Origin of the sequence: Microbacterium foliorum (genome assembly GCF_006385575.1) — a bacterium.
In the GTDB taxonomy this organism is placed as follows: domain Bacteria; phylum Actinomycetota; class Actinomycetes; order Actinomycetales; family Microbacteriaceae; genus Microbacterium; species Microbacterium foliorum_B.
Genome location: NZ_CP041040.1, coordinates 1,275,305 through 1,295,598, shown reverse-complemented (window position 1 = coordinate 1,295,598; position 20,294 = coordinate 1,275,305). Strand labels below are relative to the sequence as shown.

General features: G+C 68.0%; 16 protein-coding genes and 1 tRNA gene. 5 read left to right on the top strand and 12 right to left on the bottom strand.

The window, feature by feature from the left end; all coding sequences use genetic code 11:
* Nucleotides 1-77: 77 nt before the first annotated feature.
* The 4 genes from FIV50_RS06175 to FIV50_RS06160 all read right to left on the bottom strand — a co-directional run bounded on the left by FIV50_RS06175 (nt 78) and on the right by FIV50_RS06160 (nt 3,954).
* Entirely contained in the window at nt 78-1,202 is a 1,125-nt protein-coding gene (locus tag FIV50_RS06175) for a 5-(carboxyamino)imidazole ribonucleotide synthase (RefSeq protein WP_140036671.1), read from the bottom strand.
* An 89-nt stretch (nt 1,203-1,291) separates the two neighbouring features.
* Nucleotides 1,292-1,846 (bottom strand): PH domain-containing protein, encoded by a 555-nt coding sequence (locus FIV50_RS06170; protein ID WP_258184447.1) that lies wholly within the window; start codon nt 1,844-1,846, stop codon nt 1,292-1,294.
* Between the two features lie 57 nt (nt 1,847-1,903).
* Complete coding sequence (locus tag FIV50_RS06165) at nt 1,904-2,668, bottom strand: biotin--[acetyl-CoA-carboxylase] ligase (RefSeq protein ID WP_140036670.1); 765 nt, start codon at nt 2,666-2,668, stop codon at nt 1,904-1,906.
* Between the two features lie 2 nt (nt 2,669-2,670).
* Complete coding sequence (locus FIV50_RS06160; RefSeq protein ID WP_140036669.1) at nt 2,671-3,954, bottom strand: CDP-glycerol glycerophosphotransferase family protein; 1,284 nt, start codon at nt 3,952-3,954, stop codon at nt 2,671-2,673.
* 151 nt (nt 3,955-4,105) lie between these two features.
* On the opposite strand from FIV50_RS06160, the gene FIV50_RS06155 reads away from it, so the two are divergent.
* The gene (locus FIV50_RS06155; protein WP_140038659.1) at nt 4,106-5,131 is read left to right on the top strand and encodes a glycosyltransferase family 2 protein; all 1,026 of its coding nucleotides are present in this window, start codon (nt 4,106-4,108) and stop codon (nt 5,129-5,131) included.
* 25 nt (nt 5,132-5,156) lie between these two features.
* Here the strand turns inward: FIV50_RS06155 and FIV50_RS06150 are convergent, their stop codons facing one another.
* Genes FIV50_RS06150 through FIV50_RS06140 form a run of 3 tightly spaced genes read right to left on the bottom strand, consistent with a single transcriptional unit; the run spans nt 5,157 to nt 9,501 of the window.
* Nucleotides 5,157-6,593 (bottom strand): CDP-glycerol glycerophosphotransferase family protein, encoded by a 1,437-nt coding sequence (locus tag FIV50_RS06150; RefSeq protein ID WP_140036668.1) that lies wholly within the window; start codon nt 6,591-6,593, stop codon nt 5,157-5,159.
* Entirely contained in the window at nt 6,590-7,843 is a 1,254-nt protein-coding gene (locus tag FIV50_RS06145) for a CDP-glycerol glycerophosphotransferase family protein (RefSeq protein ID WP_140036667.1), read from the bottom strand. The genes FIV50_RS06150 and FIV50_RS06145 overlap by 4 nt, the downstream gene beginning before the upstream one ends.
* A 53-nt stretch (nt 7,844-7,896) precedes the next feature.
* The gene (locus tag FIV50_RS06140; protein WP_140036666.1) at nt 7,897-9,501 is read right to left on the bottom strand and encodes a trypsin-like peptidase domain-containing protein; all 1,605 of its coding nucleotides are present in this window, start codon (nt 9,499-9,501) and stop codon (nt 7,897-7,899) included.
* Between the two features lie 100 nt (nt 9,502-9,601).
* Here FIV50_RS06140 and FIV50_RS06135 point away from each other — a divergent pair, with 100 nt between their 5' ends.
* Nucleotides 9,602-10,801, top strand: a complete 1,200-nt coding sequence (locus tag FIV50_RS06135) for an aminotransferase class I/II-fold pyridoxal phosphate-dependent enzyme (RefSeq protein WP_140036665.1) — start codon at nt 9,602-9,604, stop codon at nt 10,799-10,801.
* A 10-nt stretch (nt 10,802-10,811) separates the two neighbouring features.
* On the opposite strand, the gene FIV50_RS06130 is transcribed toward FIV50_RS06135, so the two are convergent.
* Nucleotides 10,812-11,627 (bottom strand): carbon-nitrogen hydrolase family protein, encoded by an 816-nt coding sequence (locus FIV50_RS06130; RefSeq protein WP_140036664.1) that lies wholly within the window; start codon nt 11,625-11,627, stop codon nt 10,812-10,814.
* 78 nt (nt 11,628-11,705) lie between these two features.
* On the opposite strand from FIV50_RS06130, the gene FIV50_RS06125 reads away from it, so the two are divergent.
* Nucleotides 11,706-11,779, top strand: a tRNA-Met gene (locus FIV50_RS06125).
* Between the two features lie 143 nt (nt 11,780-11,922).
* Here FIV50_RS06125 and FIV50_RS06120 read toward each other — a convergent pair.
* Nucleotides 11,923-12,390: a hypothetical protein gene (locus FIV50_RS06120; protein WP_140036663.1), complete on the bottom strand. Its 468-nt coding sequence runs from the start codon at nt 12,388-12,390 to the stop codon at nt 11,923-11,925.
* Between the two features lie 4 nt (nt 12,391-12,394).
* Entirely contained in the window at nt 12,395-13,714 is a 1,320-nt protein-coding gene (locus FIV50_RS06115) for a hypothetical protein (RefSeq protein ID WP_140036662.1), read from the bottom strand.
* Nucleotides 13,715-13,936: 222 nt separating this feature from the next.
* On the opposite strand from FIV50_RS06115, the gene FIV50_RS06110 reads away from it, so the two are divergent.
* On the top strand, nt 13,937-14,527 hold the full coding sequence (locus tag FIV50_RS06110; protein WP_140036661.1) for a hypothetical protein: 591 nt from the start codon (nt 13,937-13,939) through the stop codon (nt 14,525-14,527).
* Nucleotides 14,528-14,631: 104 nt separating this feature from the next.
* Here the strand turns inward: FIV50_RS06110 and FIV50_RS06105 are convergent, their stop codons facing one another.
* Together FIV50_RS06105 and FIV50_RS06100 are read right to left on the bottom strand one after the other, a co-directional pair.
* Complete coding sequence (locus FIV50_RS06105; RefSeq protein WP_140036660.1) at nt 14,632-17,529, bottom strand: UPF0182 family membrane protein; 2,898 nt, start codon at nt 17,527-17,529, stop codon at nt 14,632-14,634.
* Between the two features lie 46 nt (nt 17,530-17,575).
* On the bottom strand, nt 17,576-18,670 hold the full coding sequence (locus FIV50_RS06100; RefSeq protein ID WP_140036659.1) for a YlbL family protein: 1,095 nt from the start codon (nt 18,668-18,670) through the stop codon (nt 17,576-17,578).
* 117 nt (nt 18,671-18,787) lie between these two features.
* Between FIV50_RS06100 and FIV50_RS06095 the strand changes: the two genes are divergently transcribed.
* A complete protein-coding gene (locus FIV50_RS06095) occupies nt 18,788-20,194 on the top strand; it encodes a zinc-dependent metalloprotease (RefSeq protein ID WP_140036658.1) in 1,407 nt (468 codons plus the stop codon).
* Nucleotides 20,195-20,294: the final 100 nt, after the last annotated feature.

The following is a 20,294-nucleotide window of genomic DNA, read 5'->3' as shown; positions in this document are numbered from 1 at the left end:
GCAATGGCTCAGTCACCCACTCAGGCTACGGTCTGGTGCTGGGAGAACCCCCGAACGGCACACCCCTGGTCGCACCCTCAATCGAAGTGAGCCGCTGCCGCACGGGCCACGTACACCGCATCGTCGAGGTCGTCGGAGGTCACGTTCACGTGTCCGACCTTGCGGCCAGGGCGCGGGGCCTTCCCGTAGGTGTGGATCTTGGCCGAAGGATGCGCGGCCATCGCTCCCGCGAAACGGTCGCCGAGCGAGCCGCTCTGCGGCCCTCCGAGGATGTTCACCATCACGGACCACGCCGCCTGCGGTGCGGTCTCGCCGAGGGGCAGATCGGCGACCGCACGCAGGTGCTGCTCGAACTGCCCGGTGACGGCGCCGTCCTGGCTCCAGTGGCCGCTGTTGTGCGGTCGCATCGCGAGCTCGTTGACGAGAATGCGCTCGTCGTCGGTCTCGAAGAGCTCGACCGCGAGCATGCCGGTGACCCCGAGTCCCTCGGCGATCGACCGCCCGATCTCCTCGGCGACCCGGGCGAGACGGTCGGTCGAATGCGGGGCCGGCGCGATCACCTCTGCGCAGACACCGTCACGCTGCACGGTCTCGACGACCGGATAGGCGACGATCTCGCCGCTGGGACGGCGGGCGACCTGCTGCGCCAGCTCGCGAACGAACCCGACGAGCTCCTCGACCAGCAGAGCCTCGCCGTCGGGGAGCTGCTCGAGCCAGTCCTGAGCCTCGCTCGCCGCTCGGATGACACGCACGCCCTTGCCGTCGTAGCCACCACGCGGCGTCTTCACGACACCCTGCCCGTCGTGCTCGTCGAGGAATGCCTGCAGCTCGGACGCATCGCGAACCGGCGCCCAGTCGGGCTGGGGCACGCCGAGTTCTTCGAGCCGCGCCCGCATCAGGAGTTTGTCCTGGGCGAACTGCAGAGCATCGGGCCCGGGGTGCACGGCGACGCCCTCGGCGACGAGAGCCCGCAGCACCTCCTGGGGGACGTGCTCGTGGTCGAAGGTGACGACGTCGACGTCTGCGACGAACGCGCGGACGACCTCGAGGTCGTGATAGTCGCCGACCGCGGTCGCGGCGAGCTGGGCCGCCATCCCCTCGTCTTCAGCGAGCACCCTCAGGTCGAGTCCGAGCTCGACCGCCGGAGCGATCATCATCCGAGCCAGCTGGCCTCCACCGATCACACCAACGCGCAGCGCCATGGGCCGCCTCCATTCGTCCAGACCATTCTCGCGCATCGACGCGCACGCCGTTCACTCGTCGCGCTGATCACGGCGACGCTGCGCCGTGATCAGAACCCCGCGGTCCCGTCGTTGCCCGCCTGCGCATCGCGGTGCGCGAGAATCTGGCTGACCTCGATCTGATCGGCGAGTGTCTCGTGCACGAGCGTCACATTCGGCACGTTGGCAAGGCGCAGCGGCGCGTCGACCCCGTTGGAGAGCGTGATAGTGCCGACGCCCCACATGCGCTGGATCACGCCGCGGCGCACGCCGATCGTGTAGCCGCGAGCGTGCGACATCTCCTGCCTGTTGCGTGCACCGATGCCGTGGTTCACGATGACCCGTCGAGTGGTGAGCGTCACCGAACGCGAGTACCAGACGACCCAGGGCACGACCACCAGCAGGAGGACTATCCCCCCGGCTGCAGTCAGCAGCATCCAGTTCTCGAACGGCGCCGGCAGATTGTCATAGAAGAAGGTCGTGGCACCGAACACGGCGATCAGCACCAGAGCCGACCAGAAGAGCCGCCGGGCGTGTGTGCGGAACCGAGCGATGAGCAGCTCTTCGGCGGGCGCACCCGGCGGTGGCATCGTCGGCCTACCGCCGAGAGTCACGGGCTGAGTCACTCCTCCATTGTGCCCGCAACCGCCGACATCGCCGCTCGCACGCCGGGCGTGTCAGACTCATGCCGGCCGGACGTGCACCACATCGCCTGCAGAGATCGGCCTCTCGGCTCCACCCGCCCGCACCAGCAACCGACCGTCGGCATCCAGTGCTGTGGCTGTTCCGACGAGCACGGAGCCCCCCGGGAGCGAGACCCTCACGTCGAGCCCGATCGTCGCGCAGCGCCTGCTCGCCGCGGCATGAAGGCCGCTCGAGACGGCGTCGCCCGCTGCGGCGAGATCGGCGACCAGCTCGTCGAGTCCGCGCAGATAGGTGGCGAGCAGCCGATCGGCGTCCGCCGCGACGCCGAGCACGGCGAAGGAGGTCGCAGTCGGAACCGGCAGCTGAGACTCCGTCATCGCCGTGTTCACGCCCGTTCCCACGACCACGGCATCGTGCGTCGCCTGCGTCAGGATCCCGCAGATCTTGCGACCGTCGACCAGCACGTCGTTCGGCCATTTGACAGCCACCTCGTGGTCCGGAAGCTGCTCGGCGATCGCATCCGCCATCGCCACCCCGGCCGCGAGAGGGATCCAGCCGCGCGCATCGCCTGACGGCAGCCGCCGGAGCAGCACCGAGACGGCGAGCGACGCGCCCGGCGCGGCTGTCCAGGAGCGGCCGAGTCTGCCGCGACCCGCCGTCTGATTGTCGGTCAAGAGCACGGACAGGTGCGGCGGCGTCGTGAGCGATTCGCGCGCGCGTTCGCTCAGGATCTCATTGGTCGAGCCGGCGTCGGTCAGCACCTCGAGATGCGAAGCGACCGCCGCCGTGAGGGGGAGTTCCATCGTCAGACCTCCTCTTCGTCGGCCTCTTCGTCGTCGTCGTCCTCGTCGGTGCGCACCGCGCCGATCTCGTTCGCCTGCCAGTGCTCCCACTCCTGCATGAGGCGTTCGATCGCGGCGTGGAACTTCGCTGTCGCCGCTCCCGGCGTCGTGTCGCCGAAGTAGTGCTGCACCCACATGCGCAGCCTGGCGATGGCCACCTCGTCGGCACGGACGCGTTCGACCTCGGCGACGATGTCGCCCGCAGCGTCCGCGCTGAGCCACTCGCAGTCCGACAGATAGCCGTTGGTGTCGATCGACGCGCGCTCGTCTGCCGGTCGCGTGATCATCAGCGGCTTGCCGACGGCCAGGCGGTCGTAGACCATCGCCGAGATGTCGACCACGGCCACGTCGGCGGCAGCCAACTGCCATCCGAGTTCCGCCCCGTTGTCGTACACGTGCTGCGCAGTGGGATCTGCGGCGTTCGCCGCGGCGATGGCCGCGATGATGCGACGGTGCGCTGCGCCGTACTCGCCGTCGACGACTCCGCTCCGAGGGTGCGGCCGGTAGATCACGCGGTGGCCGCGGGATGCGAGCAGCGTCTTGACAAGCGTCTCGCCGTGCGTGGCGATCGACCCGTAGTGCGCGCTCGGGCGGTCGCCTTCCCACGTCGGGGCGTAGAGCACGACCGTGCGCTCGTCCGGCACGTAGGGAAGCGTGCCCGAGTAGTGGTCGGCCTGCGGGCGACCGATCTCGATCGTGCGCTGATCGATGTCCCAGTCCCAGAGAGTCCTCGACAGGCGGTCGCGCGCGGCTTGCCCGGCGACGAGAGCGTAGTCATACGCCTTGTACTGATTCGTGGTCATGTACATCTTGTCGGACTCGCCGTGGTTGATGAACACGTGCCAGCGTCTGCCGTAGCGGAACATCTGGAAGTTCCGGGTGTTCTGGTTCACATACAGGACGACACGGATGTCCTGCGATGAGATGAACCTCTCGAGGTCACGGATCGTGGGAACGAAGGCGACCGGCGGGCCGTCCTCGTCGAGCAGCTTGTCGGCACCGGTCGCCGAACGCGACAGCACGACGACCGGCCAGCGCTTCGACAGCTCGGCGAGCGGTCGGTACCACTGCCTCATCTGGTACATGTTCACGTCGCCGTCGGCGAAGTACACCGCCACCTGGTACTGCCCCGGCTGGTGCGGTTCGCGTTCGGCGAGGCGCCGTCGCACTCGCTGCACAGCCTTGCGGGAGGCGAGCGCCCGCTTCAGCAGACGGTAAGCCTTCTTCGCGTCGGACACTGCACCCATCCCTCCAGGATACCGAGTACGGGGGCTCCAGCCGACGGCCGCTGCCGAGCCCCCGCTCTCGTGAATCAGCGAACGTCCGAGCAGCGCATGCCATGATCGTCATGTGCCCGACAACGACATCGCCGCCCCAGAGACCGGAGTGTCGTTCGTCATGCCCGTGCTCAACGAGCGCGCCTACCTGGAGCACGCGATCGCCTCCGTGCTGACGCAGGAGCTGACGGTCCCGGCCGAACTCGTGCTCGCACTCGGCCCGTCGACCGATGGCACGACGGAACTCGCTCAGCGTCTCGCCGCGGAAGACGACCGGATCCGACTCGTCGAGAACCCCGCCGCACACATCCCCGTCGGATTGAATGCGGCGATCCGGGCCAGCCGCTTCGCGACGATCGTCCGCGTCGACGCGCATTCCGAGCTCGCTCCCGGTTATGCGGCGCTCGCGCTGGAGACCCTCGAGCGCACGGGGGCCGCGAACGTCGGTGGTGTGATGCGCGCCGACGGCCGCACGCCGTTTCAGACGTCTGTGGCGCGCCTCTACAACTCGCCGGTCGGTCTCGGCGGAGGCGCGTATCACGGTGGCACTCACGAGGGCGAAGCCGAATCCGCGTACCTCGGCGTCATGCGCCGGACGGTGCTGGAAGAGGTGGGGCTCTTCGACGAGTCGATCCGCCGTGGCGAGGATTGGGAGCTCAACCTCCGGATCCGTCAGGCAGGACACCTCGTCTGGTTCGACCCGAACCTCTCCGTGACCTACTGGCCTCGCGAGAGCTGGTCGCGCCTCGCGCGTCAGTTCCGAGCGACCGGAGCATGGCGTGGCGAGCTCGTGCGCCGATACGGGCGCCGCAACGGCATCCGCTTCTTCGCTCCCCCGGCGCTGGTGATCCTCCTCGCCGTCGCCGTCGTCACCGGGATCCTGCAGCTCGCCGGCGTCCTCAGCGGAGTCCTCTCACTCATCATCTCGGCCGTCGTGCACCTGCCACTGGTGGCATACCTGTTGCTCGTCGTTCTCGTCGCCTGCCTGCCAGGCGGGGGCGGTCCCCGCCAGAGGCTGTGGACCCTGCTGGTGCTGCCCACCATGCACCTCTCGTGGGGCCTCGGCTTCCTCGGGGGCGTGCTGCGGGGCGCTCGCGACACCGTCGACGCATCGCGACTCGGCACCCGCAACACGCCACTCCCCTAGCGCGCCGGCAGCCGGCCACGTCGAGTCACCGGGCGACGTACCCCTGGTCGAGAATGCGTGCGACGACCCGGCCGGCCGCGTGCCCGTCGTCCCGCGGGTTGAACTGCGCCCGCCAGGCGCGGTATCGCTCGGCGTAGACGCTCTCGTGCGCGCTGTCGGCCAGCGCGGCGACGAGTTCGTCCTGCGAGTGGACGAGCGGTCCCGGCGCGCGCGTCGCGAGATCGAAGTAGAACCCTCGGAGCTCTCCTCGGTAGTGGTCGAGGTCGGGAACGAGGAAGAACATGGGCTTTCCCGTCACGCTGAAATCGAACATGACCGACGAGTAGTCGGTGATCAGCACGTCGGCCGCGAGCAGGAGCTTCGAGGTCTCGGGGTACCCGGTGACGTCGATCACGCGGGCGCCGGCTCGATCCCGTCCGGTGTCGATCGTGCGCGAGTGACCGCGCACCAGCACGACGGCGTCGGTCTGCCTCGCCAGATCCTCCGGGTCGATGAAGTCGACCATCTCGGTCCGATCATCGCGCCACGTGGGGGCGTACAGCAGCACCCGCTCGCCGTCGGCGATGCCGAGGTCGGCGCGGATCGCACGGGCGTCACCGGTGACGAGGGCATCGTTCCTCGGATACCCCTCGACCCAGATCGGCCGCCCCAGGAAGGCGTATGCCTTGCGGAGAATACGCTCGGAGTACGTGTTCTGGGCCAGGAGCACATCCCAGCGGCGAGATTCCTTGACGACGGCCGCCATGCGACGAGGATCGAACCCGGGTCGATGCAGGGCGAGCCGCTTCAGCGGGGTGCCGTGCCAGGTCTGCAGCACCTTCTGACCCGGTTTGCGGACGAACCGGCGACGCAGCCAGTCGTTGACGACCAGCAGCCGCGACGCAGCGCGGGCCCGCCACCACTCCGGGCTGCCCTCGACGACCGCGATCGCCCCCTCCGGAACCGCCACGGACAGGTCGACGACGCTCCAGTAACGCACGACATCCGGCGCCTGCGCGAAAAGGGCCCGGTCGATCGCCTGCGGGTTGCAGCCGACGGTGCGGCCGTAGAAGCTCTCGAAGAAGACGGCGTTCTCGGTGGCTCCGGGATGCGAGACATAGCGCCCCTCGAGAGTCGCCTGCCCCTCGCTCGTCTCATAGGCGGGGTCGATAGGCGCCGCGATGCGCACCGTGGCACCCTCGACGGCGATCCGCACACCCGCCAGCACCTCCGGGGCGATGAGGAGATCGCCGAACTCGGCATCCGCGATGCGCAGCTCGTAGTCCCCCGTGGGCAGCGGAAGCTCCGGGCCGCCCCACCGCGACGCGCGCAGCGGGAACGTCGCCTTCCAGGTCTTGCCCCCACCGGTGATCCGAGCGTCGACGCGGGCGCGCGGCCCGACCAGCTCCGCCGTGGTCGGGCGCTGACCGGCGCCTGCGATGACCAGCGTCTCTGCCGCCTCATCGATCCGGGCCGTGGTCATGCTGCTCCCTTCGGCGCGGGGATCCCCCGCGCACGTATTGTCTCGTAGACGCGCCGGGTGTTGCCTCCGTCGCGGAAGGCGTGCATCTCCGCGCTGAGCGTACCCGAACGCTCGGACTGCGCGGTGAAGACGTCGTCATCGTCCAGCAGTGCCGACAGCTGCGGCAGAAGCGCATCCCAGCTGGTCGGGGCGTCCTCGCCCGCGACGTCCTGGAATCGGCCGTAGAAGCCTCTTGTACGGGCGTAGTCCTCGGCGTCCGGGGCGAGGAAGAGCACCGGCATCCTCAGCAGCCCCACGTCGTAGGCCAGCGAAGAGTAGTCGGTGATCAGGACGTCGACCGCCGGAAGCACGGGCGTGACATCGGGCAGAAGGGCGGCCCCGAGCATCCTGACCCTTCGGCTGGGCAGCGGGGGCGCATAGCCGCCCTCGCCGAGCGGATGGGAGCGAACCAGCAGCACCGCGTCGCGCTCTTCGAGCACCCGGATGATCCGCACCCACTGGGCAGCCGTCGGAATCGCCGGGTCGTCGGCTCCGTCACGCCACGTCGGCGCGTAGAGGATGGTGCGAGAACCGGTCGGCAGACCGCCGAGCACTCGGTCCAGAAGGTCGGATGCCTTCGCTCGACGCTCTGTCGGATCACCGGAGGACAGCACGTCGACACGCGGCTCGCCAGTGACGACGACTCGACCGTCACCGAGCGCGAACGCCGACTCGAGACGTCCCCTCGAACGGTGCGATGCGGCCGGCAGGACTCGGATCCGCTGAGCCGCACGCCGGTAGAGGATGCCGACGAGGCGGCGCAGCACCGGGGCGCCGGGGATGCTCGGGACCTGCGTGGTCGCGGGCGAATCGAGTCCGATGCGCTTGAGCGGGATCCCGTGCCACAGCTGCACGACGAAAGCACCGGACACCGCATAGCGGTTCACGTCGCCGAGGCCGTGCGTGACCACGACGACGCGGGCACGCGCCGTCGCCCACCAACCTCGCAGGCTGCCCTTGCGTGTCGCAGGAAGACCGAGTGCCGCGGCGTCGCTGTCCTCCCGATCGGAGGAAGTGAGCCATACGGTGTCGTGCCCCTCTGCCGCTACGAGGCGCTGCAGGGCGAGAGCACCGTCTCCGATGCCGGCGCCGCACCCGAACACCCAGCGCGTACCCCGCGGGATCAAGAGCGTGCCGAGTCGCCCGACGAGGTAGAGCGGTATCCGAAGCAGCTTGGCCGCATTGCCGGAGCCGAAAGAGAAGGACGCCACCCCGCGAGCCTATCGCGGGGTGGCGTCCTTCCCGGTGAGCGGGATCGCCCGAGTCAGCCGGCGAGCGCGCCGAGGGTGACTTCGATCTCGTACTCCTTGCCTCCGCGGATGTACGTGACCTTCGCCTCGCTGCCCGCGGCGGCTGCGCGCACCTGCGCCGTCAGGTCGCTGGCGCTCGTGATGGGGACTCCGTTGAAGGCGGTCACCACATCGTCGGCCTTCAGCCCGCCAGCGGCGGCGGCGCCACCACCGGTGACCTCGGCGATGTACGCACCAGAGACGTCGGCGTTCTCGACGCTGGCCGCGTCTCTGACCGACGCGCCGAGCAGGCCGTGGCTGGCTGCGCCGTTCTCGATGATCTCCTCTGACACGCGCTGGGCGATGTTGGCGGGGATCGCGAACCCGATTCCGATCGACCCCGACTCCTCGGAGCTCCCGGAGCTCGCGATCGCGACGTTGATGCCGATCAGCTCGCCCTTGCCGTTCACGAGCGCGCCACCGGAGTTCCCGTGGTTGATCGCGGCATCCGTCTGGATCACTGCGATCGAGATCGACTCAGACGTCTGCTGAGATGTGTTGCCCGGCAGGTCGAACTGGAAGGGTCCTTCGCCCTCTTCAGGCGTCTCCTGCTCGTTCTGCGGAGCGTCCTCCGAGGTCGAATCGGGCAGAGCCGACGACGCGATCTGGATGCTGCGGTTCAGCGCGCTGACGATGCCGGTCGTGACCGAGTTCGACAGACCGAGCGGCGCGCCCAGCGCCACCGCGGTGTCACCGACGTTGAGCTTCGACGAGTCGGCGAAGTCGATCGGGGTGAGATCCGTCGCATCCTCGAGCTTGATCACGGCGAGGTCATAGATCGGGTCGGTCCCGACGACCGTCGCCGAGAAGATGCGACCGTCCGAGGTGGTGACCCGGATCGTCGGATCGGCCACGGCGCCGCCGAGGGTCACCACGTGGGTGTTCGTGAGCACGTAGCCGTCGTCGCTGATGATGACGCCCGAACCGCTGCCGCCCTGATCGGAGCCGGCCACCTCGATGGTGACGACCGACGGGAGCGCTGCGGTCGCGACGGCGGTCGTCTCGTTGACGGAGCCGGGGTTGTTCACCGTGATGGTGTCGGGACCCTGTGCCACGCCCGTGGACCCCTGATTCGAGATCCCGTTGAGGATCGCTCCGCCACCGAACCCCGCAACGCCGCCGACGAGGGCGGCCGCGAGGACGATCGCGGCGAACTTCACTCCGGCGCGGGGCTTCGTCTCCTTGACCTTCGTGGAGCCATCGACCGGCTGACCGGGCTCGGCTCCGGTGTGGAGACCGAATGCGGCACCGGGGGACGTCGCGGTCGGGCCGCCGACGGGCGCCTGGTGCTGTCCTGGCAGCTGTCCTGGCTGCTGTCCTGGAGTTCCGAAGTAGGGCTGGGGCACGGTCGGGGCTGCGGTCGCCACCGGGGCGCTCGGCGCCTCGAATGCCGGAGCGGGCGACGACGCGAAAGACGAGGGGACGTGGTGTCCCTGGTGTGGTCCCGAAGCGGTGACGATGCCGGGAGTCTCAGCGGCGGCATCCGTCGTCGAACGGTCGACGACCTCTGCTGCCTCGGTGGACGGCGCTGCGTCATTCGACGCAGGTGCCGAGTGGTCCTGGGTGCTGTCTTCGTTCATGGTGTGTGCTCCTTCAACAACGCCCTCTTAGAGTGACGCCTGTATCTGTGCGTTTCGTATGGCGAAGATGAGTTTCACCTATGGCCTTAGCCTGTTCTTCATGAGTGTCATCCCCGGAGCATGGCGGCGCACGGCAGCGGGTGCCGGTCTGCTCGCACCAGACGGAAGCGTCGCGCCCACCATCTTCGCAGAGATGTCGGCCGCGGCGGCCCGAACCGGTGCGATCAATCTCGGGCAGGGCTTTCCCGATGAGGACGGCCCCGCAGAGGTTCTGGACGCTGCCAGGGAGGCGATCTCCCGCGGAGTGAATCAGTACCCGCCCGGCAGAGGGAACCCCGATCTGCTCGAGGCGATCAGCGAGCACCAGCGGCGCTTCTACGGCCTGGAGGTGGACCCTTCGCGCGAGGTCATCGTGACGGCCGGCGCGACCGAGGCGCTGACCGCGTCTCTGCTCGCGCTCATCGACGGTCCGGAAGACGAGGTGATCGTCTTCGAGCCCTACTACGACTCGTATGCGGCCGCGGTCGCTCTCGCCGGCGCCCGGCTGCGCACCGTGCCGTTGAGAGCACCCGACTTCCAGCCGGACCTCGACCTGCTGGCGGCCACGGTCTCCGACCGCACGCGCATCATCCTGATCAACGATCCCCACAACCCCACCGGCGCCGTCTTCGATCACGAGGTGCTCGCGGAGGTCGTCCGTCTCGCGGAGCTGCACGACGCGATCATCGTGACCGACGAGGTCTACGAGCATCTCGCCTTCGCACGCCCGCACACCCCGATCGCGACGCTTCCCGGCGCTGCCGAGCGCACGCTCACGATCTCCTCCGCGGGCAAGACGTTCTCGGCCACCGGCTGGAAGATCGGGTGGGTGCACGGGCCCGCAGAGCTCATCACCGCCGTGCTGACCGTCAAGCAGTACCTGACATACGTCAACGGCTCGCCGTTCCAGCCGGCCATCGCCGTGGGCCTGCGGCTCGGAGACGACTTCTTCACCGGTGCCGCGGCGACGTTGGCGCACAAGCACGAGATCCTCGGTGCGGGTCTCCGCGCTGCGGGGTTCGCCGTGTTCCCGCCGCAGGGCGGCTACTTCACCGTCGCCGACGCATCAGCACTCGGCGGTACGGATGCCGCCGAGTTCTGCCGCGCGCTTCCTGAGCGCGCGGGAGTCGTGGCGATCCCCCTGACCGCCTTCGTTGCTGAGGCGCACCGCGACGACTACGCCGGGCTCGTGCGCTTCGCGGCGTGCAAACGCGTCGAGATCCTCGAGGAGGCGGCGAAGAGGCTCGTGTCGAGCTTCTGAACGCTCCGATTCAGCGTGGCCCGACGGAGTATCTGCGCACCCGCAGCGACGGGTTCACGGCGCGCACGCGCTCGATGGCAACCCGCTCGACAACGGCGACCGCGATGCCCTCGGTCGTTCCGACTCCGGCGAGCACGACGCCCTGCGGATCGACGATCTGCGAGTGCCCGACCCCGATCGGGGCCGGATGGTCCGCGGCGATCACGTATGCGGTGTTCTCGATCGCTCGGGCGGCCAGCAGCGTCGTCCAGTGGTGCTCCTTGAGCGGACCCCGCACCCACTCGGCCGGGACCACGAGGGCGTCGGCGCCCGCGTCGATCAGAGTGCGCGACACCTCGGGGAAGCGCAGGTCGTAACAGGTCATCAGCCCGAAACGGAGTCCGGCGAGCTCGAACGTCGCGGCGCCCCCGACCTCCCCCGCCTCGACCCAGTCGGACTCGGTCTGACCGAACGCGTCGTACAGGTGCTGCTTTCGGTAGGTCGCGAGGATTCCGTCGCCTCGCACCGCGACGACCGTGTTGCGCACGTGCGTCGCGTCTGAGGCGCGCTCGGCAAGCCCGGCGACGATCACCACGCCGTAGTCGGACGCCAGGGCGATCAGCGTCGAGACGAACTCGCCATCCAGCGTCTCGGCGTTCTCAGCCAGAGTGGCGTCCATCGGATCCACGAAGTAGCTCGAGTACTCGGGGAAGACGATCAGGCGCGCACCGCGCACCGCGGCATCCGCAGTCAACTCCGCGATGCGGTCACGATTGTCCTCCCGCGAGGACGTGGGCGCGAACTGGCAGACGGCGACGGGAACGGCGGCGGAAGCGGTCTCGGTCATGCTCACATCCTCCCGCATCGTGCTCACCGCGCCTCGATTCGCGGACTCCTGATTCGCGTGTTAGGCTATAAAACGTGCCGCGGGGTGGAGCAGTTCGGTAGCTCGCCGGGCTCATAACCCGGAGGTCGCAGGTTCAAATCCTGTCCCCGCAACGAGAATGCGACACAAGAAAAGCCCTTGATCGGGAGAAATCCTGATCAAGGGCTTTTCGCATGCGTGCGTCCACCAGCAGCCCTCGCGGCCGAGGCTCATCGAGAGCGATCGGCCGCGAGGCGTCTGCGATGACTACGAGACGTCAGCGGTAGCTGCGCGTGAGTTCGGGGCCGGTCGGCTCGACGAACTTCACTCGGATGCTCTCGAGCGCGGGCGCGTCATCCGCGACATAGCTCATCACCACGCGGTCCCTGTTCGCGGTTCCCCCGTCGGGCAGGATGAGCACACGCGCGACGGAGAGCCCGTCGACGAAGTCGTCCTCCGAGGCGCCACCCACCCGACCCTGTTCCCAGGTGCGGAACACGCCCGCCGCGGGCGAGCTGTCGCGTCGCACTCCCTCAGCGATGGTGGTGCGCGCCATCTCGTCGAGGAACGCGAGATTGTCGAGAACCATGTCGACATCGTTGAGCACGGACTCGTCGAAGCGGTCCGGGAAGTCGATCTCAATGCGCGCCTGCACATCCTTCCCTTCGAACGGCACCGAGCCGTTCATGGCGCCACCGCCGGGTCCGCCGTCGAGGGTGATCGGGCCGAGATGACGACTCTCCATCAGCTCACACCCCCAGGTTCGCGCTGAGGATCTCTTCGGCGAGGAGGCGCGAGACCTCCTGCGAAGCCGCCGCATCCGACGAGAAGTAGTCCTCGACCGTCGCGTCGAACAGCTGATGTCCTCGGGCGTACTCGGCCACGGTGAGGGCGAGGCAGCGCGCCGTCAGCGCATAGAGATCACTTGCTGCGTAGTGGGTGCCGTTCGAGGAGCGCCCGACCCCGGCGTTGCGCGGGGTAGGGTTCGCACCCGGCGCGCTGCCGAGCGTCGCCGCCGCGCTGGCAAGCTCCGTATCGATCCTGCCCATGCTGTTCGATACCACGGTCGCGTTGCTCCTGTCCATGCTCATGGTGCCGTCGCCGACCGGATACGGCCCGAGAGCGAAAGCGTCCAGATTGTACGTGGCGTTGTCGGATCGGATGATGCTCGCGGCTTCGGTCATCGCGTCGTTGAGCTTGTTCTCCTGAGCCTCGAGCGCCTCATCGAGCTTCGTCAGTGCTTCGTCGAGCGACTCCAGGATGTCGAGGTAGGTGTTGCCGGAGATGACGACGTCGCGGGCGATCCCCTGCACGCCGCTGCTCACCGCTCCCGCGATACCTGCGAGCACCGCTGCTGCGGCCACCGTCCCCGTACCCGCTGTCACCACCGCGGACACGACCCCCGCTACCGCCCCGACGACCGTGAGCACGAGCGTGCCGTTGGCGGCTGCCGCGTTGCCCGCCTTCTGATCCCAGGCGGCGCGGGCACTGTCGCAGATCGACACCACGTCCTGTTGTGCGGCGGGCCACATGGCCGCCTGAGCACTGTAGTTGAGTTGGAGGATGACGCACGCGTCGCCCAGACCGTGCGTGACGGATTTGAACTGGATGTAGTACTTGTCGATGAAGGCGGGCTTGAAGCTGCCCTCGATCTTGTTGGCCATCATCTCGTGCACCGAGTCGTTGGCGGTCCCGATCGCGCCGGTGTTCTGAACCGATGCTCCCGCGCCGGATGTGCCGAGGATGGCAGCCGCCGCAGAGGTCGCACTCGCCGGAGCATCGCAGGCGTCGCCTCCGTCAGGCAGGTCCAGCCACTTGGACACCCGCGAGTCGATCGCCGCCCGGATCTCATCGAACGCGGGTGCGACCGAGTGGTTCACGCCGTTGCCGTCGCCGCCGCCCTCCCCTGCGGCGTTCGGCCGATTGTAGAAGTTGAGCATGAAGCCCCACTTCGCGTAGATCTGGTCATTACCCCAGTTCGGGTGAAAGCCCTGATCCGCCATGAAACAGTCGATCGCAGCGCGCTTCATCTTGCCGATGATGTCCGGCAGCTCCGAATAGTCAGGCATGTCTCGATCCCCTCCAGTCTCGATTTCGATGAGTGCCGGCCGTATGTCCTCTCGAATCATCGGGGCACCCTCTCGGAGAGACTAATCGAATGCCCGGCTGCTTCGCTCGCGGCAGGACGACGACCGCCTCACATGTGGCACCTCTGGTTAGACTGTCCAACCGAACGGCGCGACCATCGATCGCCGTACGGTCCGCGGAGAACAACGACCCGGAGGTCCACCATGACGCAGACGCCCGACAACGCCGCGGGAAACCGTCACGCGCCCGCATCCGGCTCATCACGGCGCGCGCTCATCGGCATCTGGACCGGCGCCGTGGCGCTGCTGCTCTCTGCCGCACTGATCGTGCTCTTCTTGCCGATCGCTGCTCTGCTACCCATCGCAGCAGTCGCTGCGTTTCTGGCGATCGCGGCTCTCCTGCTGGGCGTTCGAGGTATGCGCTCTGCGGTGCCCCGCGCGGGAACAGCAGCCGTCATCGTCGCAGCGGTCGCGCTCGTCGTCGATCTCGTCTTGATCGTCGTGATGGCCGTCGGCGTCCTCGGCGGCAACGGCCTCAATCAGGTCGAGGTGCGCGCCACGGGCGGGCCCACCTTCACGGTCTCGTTCGCCGATGACACGAAGTCGTACGACGAGGAGTGGGCTTCCAGCGGCTGGAAGCAGTACACGACGACGGGGGATTCGGCGGAGATCGCCGTCACCGCTCCGGACGACGACTCGGACTCGACCGTGAGCTGTCAGATCCTGTGGAACGGCGAGCTGGTCGTCGAGCTGAGCGGCACCGGCGCCGTCACGTGCCGCTACGACGCGGACTGACCGAACCGCTTTCTCACGCGGTGCCTTCCGAGACCGCGAGCGATCTGGCCGGAGACGAAGGATGCCGCCCCTCGAGAGGGGCGGCATCCTTCGCCGCAGAGGGTTTACTCCCCCGCGCCTTGTTCCAGCCCGAGCAGCGTGTTCACGGCATCCGTGAGCCGCTTGTCGGCCTCGGCGAACTTGGTCAGGTCACCCTCTTTGAGCGCTGCCTCACGGTCGGTCAGCGCCTGCTGCGCTGCCGCGAGGGCCTCCGCCTCGACGTCGGTCGGGGCGGTCGGCTCGGTCGGGACCTCACCGGTGTCCGGGTCCGGTTCGGTGGGCTCGACCTGGTCGTCTCCACCGGCCGCACCCGCGTCGCCGCCGAACAGCGTGTCGAGGGCCGCGGTCAGCGTGTCCTCGAACGCGACCTTGTCGCCGAAGGCCACGAGGACCTTCTGCAGACGAGGGAGCTTCGTGCCCTCCGAGGACTGCACGTAGACCGGCTGCACATAGAGCAGACCGCCACCCACGGGCAGCGTCAGCAGGTTGCCGTAGAGCACCTCGGACTCTCCCTGCTGCAGCAGGTTGAGCTGCGGCACCACGGCGGTGTCGGAGTTGTAGGTGTTCTGCACCTGACCGGGGCCGGGCACCGTCGTATCGGTGTCGATCTCGAGCATCCGCAGCTGGCCATAGCCTTCGGCCTTCACGCCCGCCTCCGACCCGGCATCCGAGTCCACAGCGAGGTAGCCCATCAGCACGTCGCGGTTGCCACCGCTGCCCGTCGCCGACGGGATGAAGGTGGAGAACATCGAGAACCGCGGAGAGTCCTGCCCCGGCATCTGCATCGTCAGGTAGTAGGGCGGCTGCAGGACCGCGTCGCTGCGCGGGTCGTTGGGCGTCTGCCAACGGTTGTCCTGCTGCGCGAACGAGCCCGCGGTGTCGATGTGGTAGATCCCGAGGATGTCGCGCTGGACCTTGAACAGGTCGGTCGGGTAGCGCACGTGGCTCATCAGATCAGCCGACATGTCGCTCACGGGCTTCAGCGTCGACGGGTAGATGTTCTGCCACGTCTGCAGCACGGGATCCTCTTCGTCCCATGCGTACAGCGTCACCGAGCCGTCGTAGGCATCGACCGTCGCCTTGACCGAGTTGCGGATGTAGTTGATCTCGTCGATCGCGAGGGTGGGCGACGGGATGTTCGAATCGGCGATCGCCTCCGACAGACTCACGTTCGTCGAGTACGGGTAGGTCGCGCTCGTCGTGTAGCCGTCGACGATCCAGACGACGCGTCCGTCGACCACGCTGGGGTACGGGTCGCTGTCGAGCTCGAGGTACGGTGCGACCTTCTGCACACGCGTCGTGGGGTCGCGGTCGTAGAGGATCTGAGATTCCTCGTTCACCAGGTTGGAGAACAGGATCTGCTCCGACTGGAACTTCAGGGCGTAGAGCAGCTTCGTGAAGGTGCTGCCGATCTGCGGTCCGCCGTCGCCTTCGAACGTGGTCTTGGTCTCGGTCGAGCCGTCCTTGCCGCGCGGGTAGTCGATCTCGACGGGGTCGGTGCCATCGGGAGAGCCCACGATCGAGTACTCGGGCGAGTTCTCACCGAAGTACACGCGGGGCTCGAACTCCTCCTGCTCGGTGAGGAAGCCCGCAGACGGGATGCCGCGCTCGAGGAAGACCGGCTCGCCGTCGGGCGTGCGCTGGTTGCCCGCTGCGACCACCAGGCCGTAGCCGTGGGTGTAGACGGCGGCGCGGTTGTTCCAGTTGCTGACGTCGACGCCTTCCATGTCGAGGTCTCGCACGGACACCACGGTGTCCTGCATCTCACCGTCGATCTCGTAGCGATCGACATCGAGGTTCTGCTGGAACTGGTAGTACCCGCGGTACTGCTCGAGCTGGCGGACGGCCGGGCTGATCACGGCGGGGTCGACGATGCGGATGGACGCCGTGGTCTCGGCATCCTCGCGCAGCTGACCGGCCTCGGCGTCGGTCTCGGCCTCGAACGGCGTGGTCTCGAGATTGGCGACCCCGTACGCCTCCTTGGTGCCGTCGATGTTCCGCTGATAGAACTCGGCCTGGTAGGCGTTCTGGTTGGGGGCCACCTGGAAGGTGGTCACCGCCCAGGGGAAGCCGACGCCCACGACGAGCGAGGCGACGATCAGCAGCGCGGTCGCGGCGAGCGGGAAGCGCCAGCGACCGATGACGGCGGTGACGAAGAAGAGGATCGCCACGATCGCGGCGATGATCGTGAGGATCGCGAGACCGGGGATCGTCGCGTTGACACCGGTGTACGCGGGACCGACGATGCGGTCGTCCTCGGCGACGAGGGTCTTGTAGCGGTCGAGCCAGAGGCTCGCCGCCTGCACCAGCAGGTAGAGACCGGCGATGATCGCGAGCTGGATGCGAGCGGGCTTGGAGATGCGCAGCTCGCCCTGGCCGATGCGGACGGACCCATAGAGGTACGACACCAGCGCCGTCACGATGAGCGTGAGCAGCAGGACCGCCGACACGAAGGCCAGGAGGATCGAGTAGAAGGGCATCGCGAACATGTAGAAGCCCGTGTCGACGCCGAACTGCGGGTCGACCGTGTCAGTCGCGACACCGTTCACCCACAGCCAGACGGTCTTCCACTGGCTCGCCGCGGAGAAGCCCGCGAACAGGCCGAAGAAGATCGGCATGCCCCACATCGCGAGACGCCGGAGCGGCTCGATGACCTCCTGGTACCTGTCCAGCTGCGAGCTGAGCCGCACGTAGACGGGGCGCAGACGGTACGCGAGCTGGATGGCCACGAACAGAGGCACTGCCATCCCGAGGAATCCGACGACGAACATCACCGCCGTGGCGATCCATTGGGTGGTGAGAACTCCCTCGAAGCCCACCTGGTCGAACCAGAGGTATTCGGTGTAGAGCGACGCGAAGACGAAGAAGGCGGCGATCAGCGCGGCGATGATCGCCAACGAGATGCCGAAGATTCGTCGCGAGGTTCGGGGAGTGGCCGGGTTCGGTGCAGAAGTCGAGGTCACCTTCCCATCCTAGGCACGCCTTACTGTGCTGCGGCTGTCATCCCTGTCACGGGGAGGTCACGACGTCGCATGACGGGAGCGATCCTACGTCGCCGCCCTCGGCGATCACGTCGAGCGCCGCGAGCGATTCCTCCAGCGTCGACGTGCTGATCACGGTGAGGCCGTCCGGCACATGGCCGACGACCTCGTCGCAGTTCGTCGACGGTGCGAGGAAGTAGTCCGCTCCCGCATCACGAGCGCCGTAGAGCTTCTGCCGGATGCCGCCGATCGGTCCGACGGTGCCGTCGGCTTCGATCGTGCCGGTACCGGCGACGTTCTCTCCGCCGTTGAGCTCTCCCTCGGTGACGGTGTCGATGATGCCGAGTGCGAACATCATGCCGGCGCTCGGCCCTCCGACGTTGTCGAGCTGGAGTGTCACATCGATCTCGAAGTCGTAGTCGGTGCGCAGGGTGACCCCGATCAACCACGTCGTCACGTCTCCGTCGGTCTGCTTCGCGGGTGTCACCTCGACGACCTGGTCTTCGCCGGCCCGCTGCACCGTGAGCTCGACAGGTGCGCCGGCTGCATCCTGGATCGCCTGACGCAGCTGCTTGGCCGAGGTCACCGCGGCGCCGTCGACAGCGGTGATGACATCTTCCGCCTCGAGAGCGCCCTCGGCCGGAGCGTCCTCGATGACCTCCTGCACGACGACCTCGGCTCCGGTGTCGTAGCCGAGCTCGTTGAGCGCCGCGGCGGTCGCCTCGTGCTGCGAGTCGACCATGAGCGTCGCGTTGCGTTCGTCCCGCTCCTCTGTCGTGACCCCCTCGGGGAACACCGAGTCGAGCGGGACCACCGCTCTCGAGGAATCCGTCCAGGCCAGAGCGAGCTCGAACCAGCTCGGCGTGCGCTCGCGGTTGCCGACGACCTGCACGGTCGTGAGGTCGAGCGACCCGGCGGTCTCGAAGGTCTCGGTGCCCTCGACCTGAATCAGGGGAACCTGCTCGCCGTCTGCACCGGCCGCCGTGCCGAGGGTGTCGTAGACCGGGCCGGGACGCTGGATGACGTACGGCGTCGGGAGGAAGGTCAGCACGACGAGCGCGATCAGCGCGACGACCAGCGCCCAGACGCCCAGTCCGAGCTTCACAGGCCGGGTTCGATCCACAGGGTTCCTCCGTCGTTCGCGGGCGGCGTACAGCGATCTGCCCGCTTCGGGGTCTCGCGGCCGATCCTGTGACTAGCGTAGATGGCACGGCTTTAGGCGTGCTGAGAGGCGAGCGACATGTCAGACAACGACCCGACCCCCGAGGACTTCCAGGAGTTCCTCCGACGAATGATGTCCGGCCAGGGTGGCGGCGATATCGACCCCGAGGCGCTGCAGAACGCCTTCGCGGGCATGGATGGGATCCAGCTCGACCCGGCGATGATGCAGACGATCATGTCGCAGCTGCAGGGCGCGTTCGGCGGTGACGCCTGGGAGAATGCGCTGCGTCAGGCCCTGCACATCGCCAACCGCGACGGCCTCGGCATCACCGACGGCTCACGGAGTTCGCTCGTCGACTCGTTCGCACTCGCCGACCTGTGGCTCGGCGAGGCGACGACGATCTCCGAGCTCGCCGAGTCGCCCAAGGCGATGACGCGCGGCGAATGGGTCGAAGCGACCCTGCCCGTGTGGAAGGAGATCGCCGACCCCGTGTCGACGAGCATCGCCGATGCGCTCACCAGCGCCCTCGACACGCAGGTGCCCGAGGAGATGCGCGACGTCGTGCAGGGCGCGGGCAAGCTCATGCGCGGTCTCGGCGGCTCGGTGTTCGCCGCCCAGTTCGGGCAGGTGCTCGGCAACCTCGCGCTAGAGGTGGTGTCCGGCGGAGATGTCGGCATCCCCGTGCTTCCCGCCGGAACCGCGGCAGTCATCCCCCAGAACCTGACGGCGTTCGGCGAGGGTCTCGAGATCCCCGAAGACCAGATCACCCTCTACCTGGCGACGCGCGAGCTCGCCTATGCCCGGCTGTATCGCCATTCGAAGTGGCTGCACCTGCATGTCATGGCGCAGATCACCGATTTCGCCCGTGGGGTCACGGTCGATGTCGATGCACTCGAAGACGTCGCGAGCCGCCTCGACCCGTCGAACCCCGAGGAGCTCCGCGCAGCGATCGAGGGCGGCGCCCTGCTGCCCACGCAGACGGAGGCACAGCGCGAGGCACTCGCTCGTCTCGAGAATCTCGTGGCGACGATCGACGGCTGGGTCGACGTCGTGACCGCGCAGGCCACCTCTCGTCTGCCAGACGGGTCCCGCATCGCCGAGGCGGCCCGCCGCCGCCGCGCTGTGGGTGGCCCGGCTGAAGATGCTCTCGGCGCCCTCGTGGGCCTCAAGCTTCGGCCTCGGCGACTGCGCGAGGCGTCGGCGATGTGGCAGGCGGTGACCGACGCCGTGGGCATCGCAGGGCGCGACGCGCTGTGGGACTACCCCGACCTCATGCCCACCTCAGAGGACATCGACGACCCGTCTGCACTCGTCGCGCGGCTCCAGGCGAGCGCACGAGGAGAGCAGCCTGTCGCAGATGAGTTCGACGAGGCACTGGCGCGCCTGCTCGACGGCGACGATTTCTCGGGCGAGCAGCCCGAGGAGTCGGAGGGCGAGCAGGACTCCGACGGCGGTGACGGCCCGGGAGGCGACCGTCCGGTGTGAGCAGGATGCGCTGACTTTTCCACGGATGCCCGAGACTCCCCCATCGGGAGCTCGGGTTTCCGCAGAATCGAGGGATGTCTCCTCTGACACCCAAGACCAT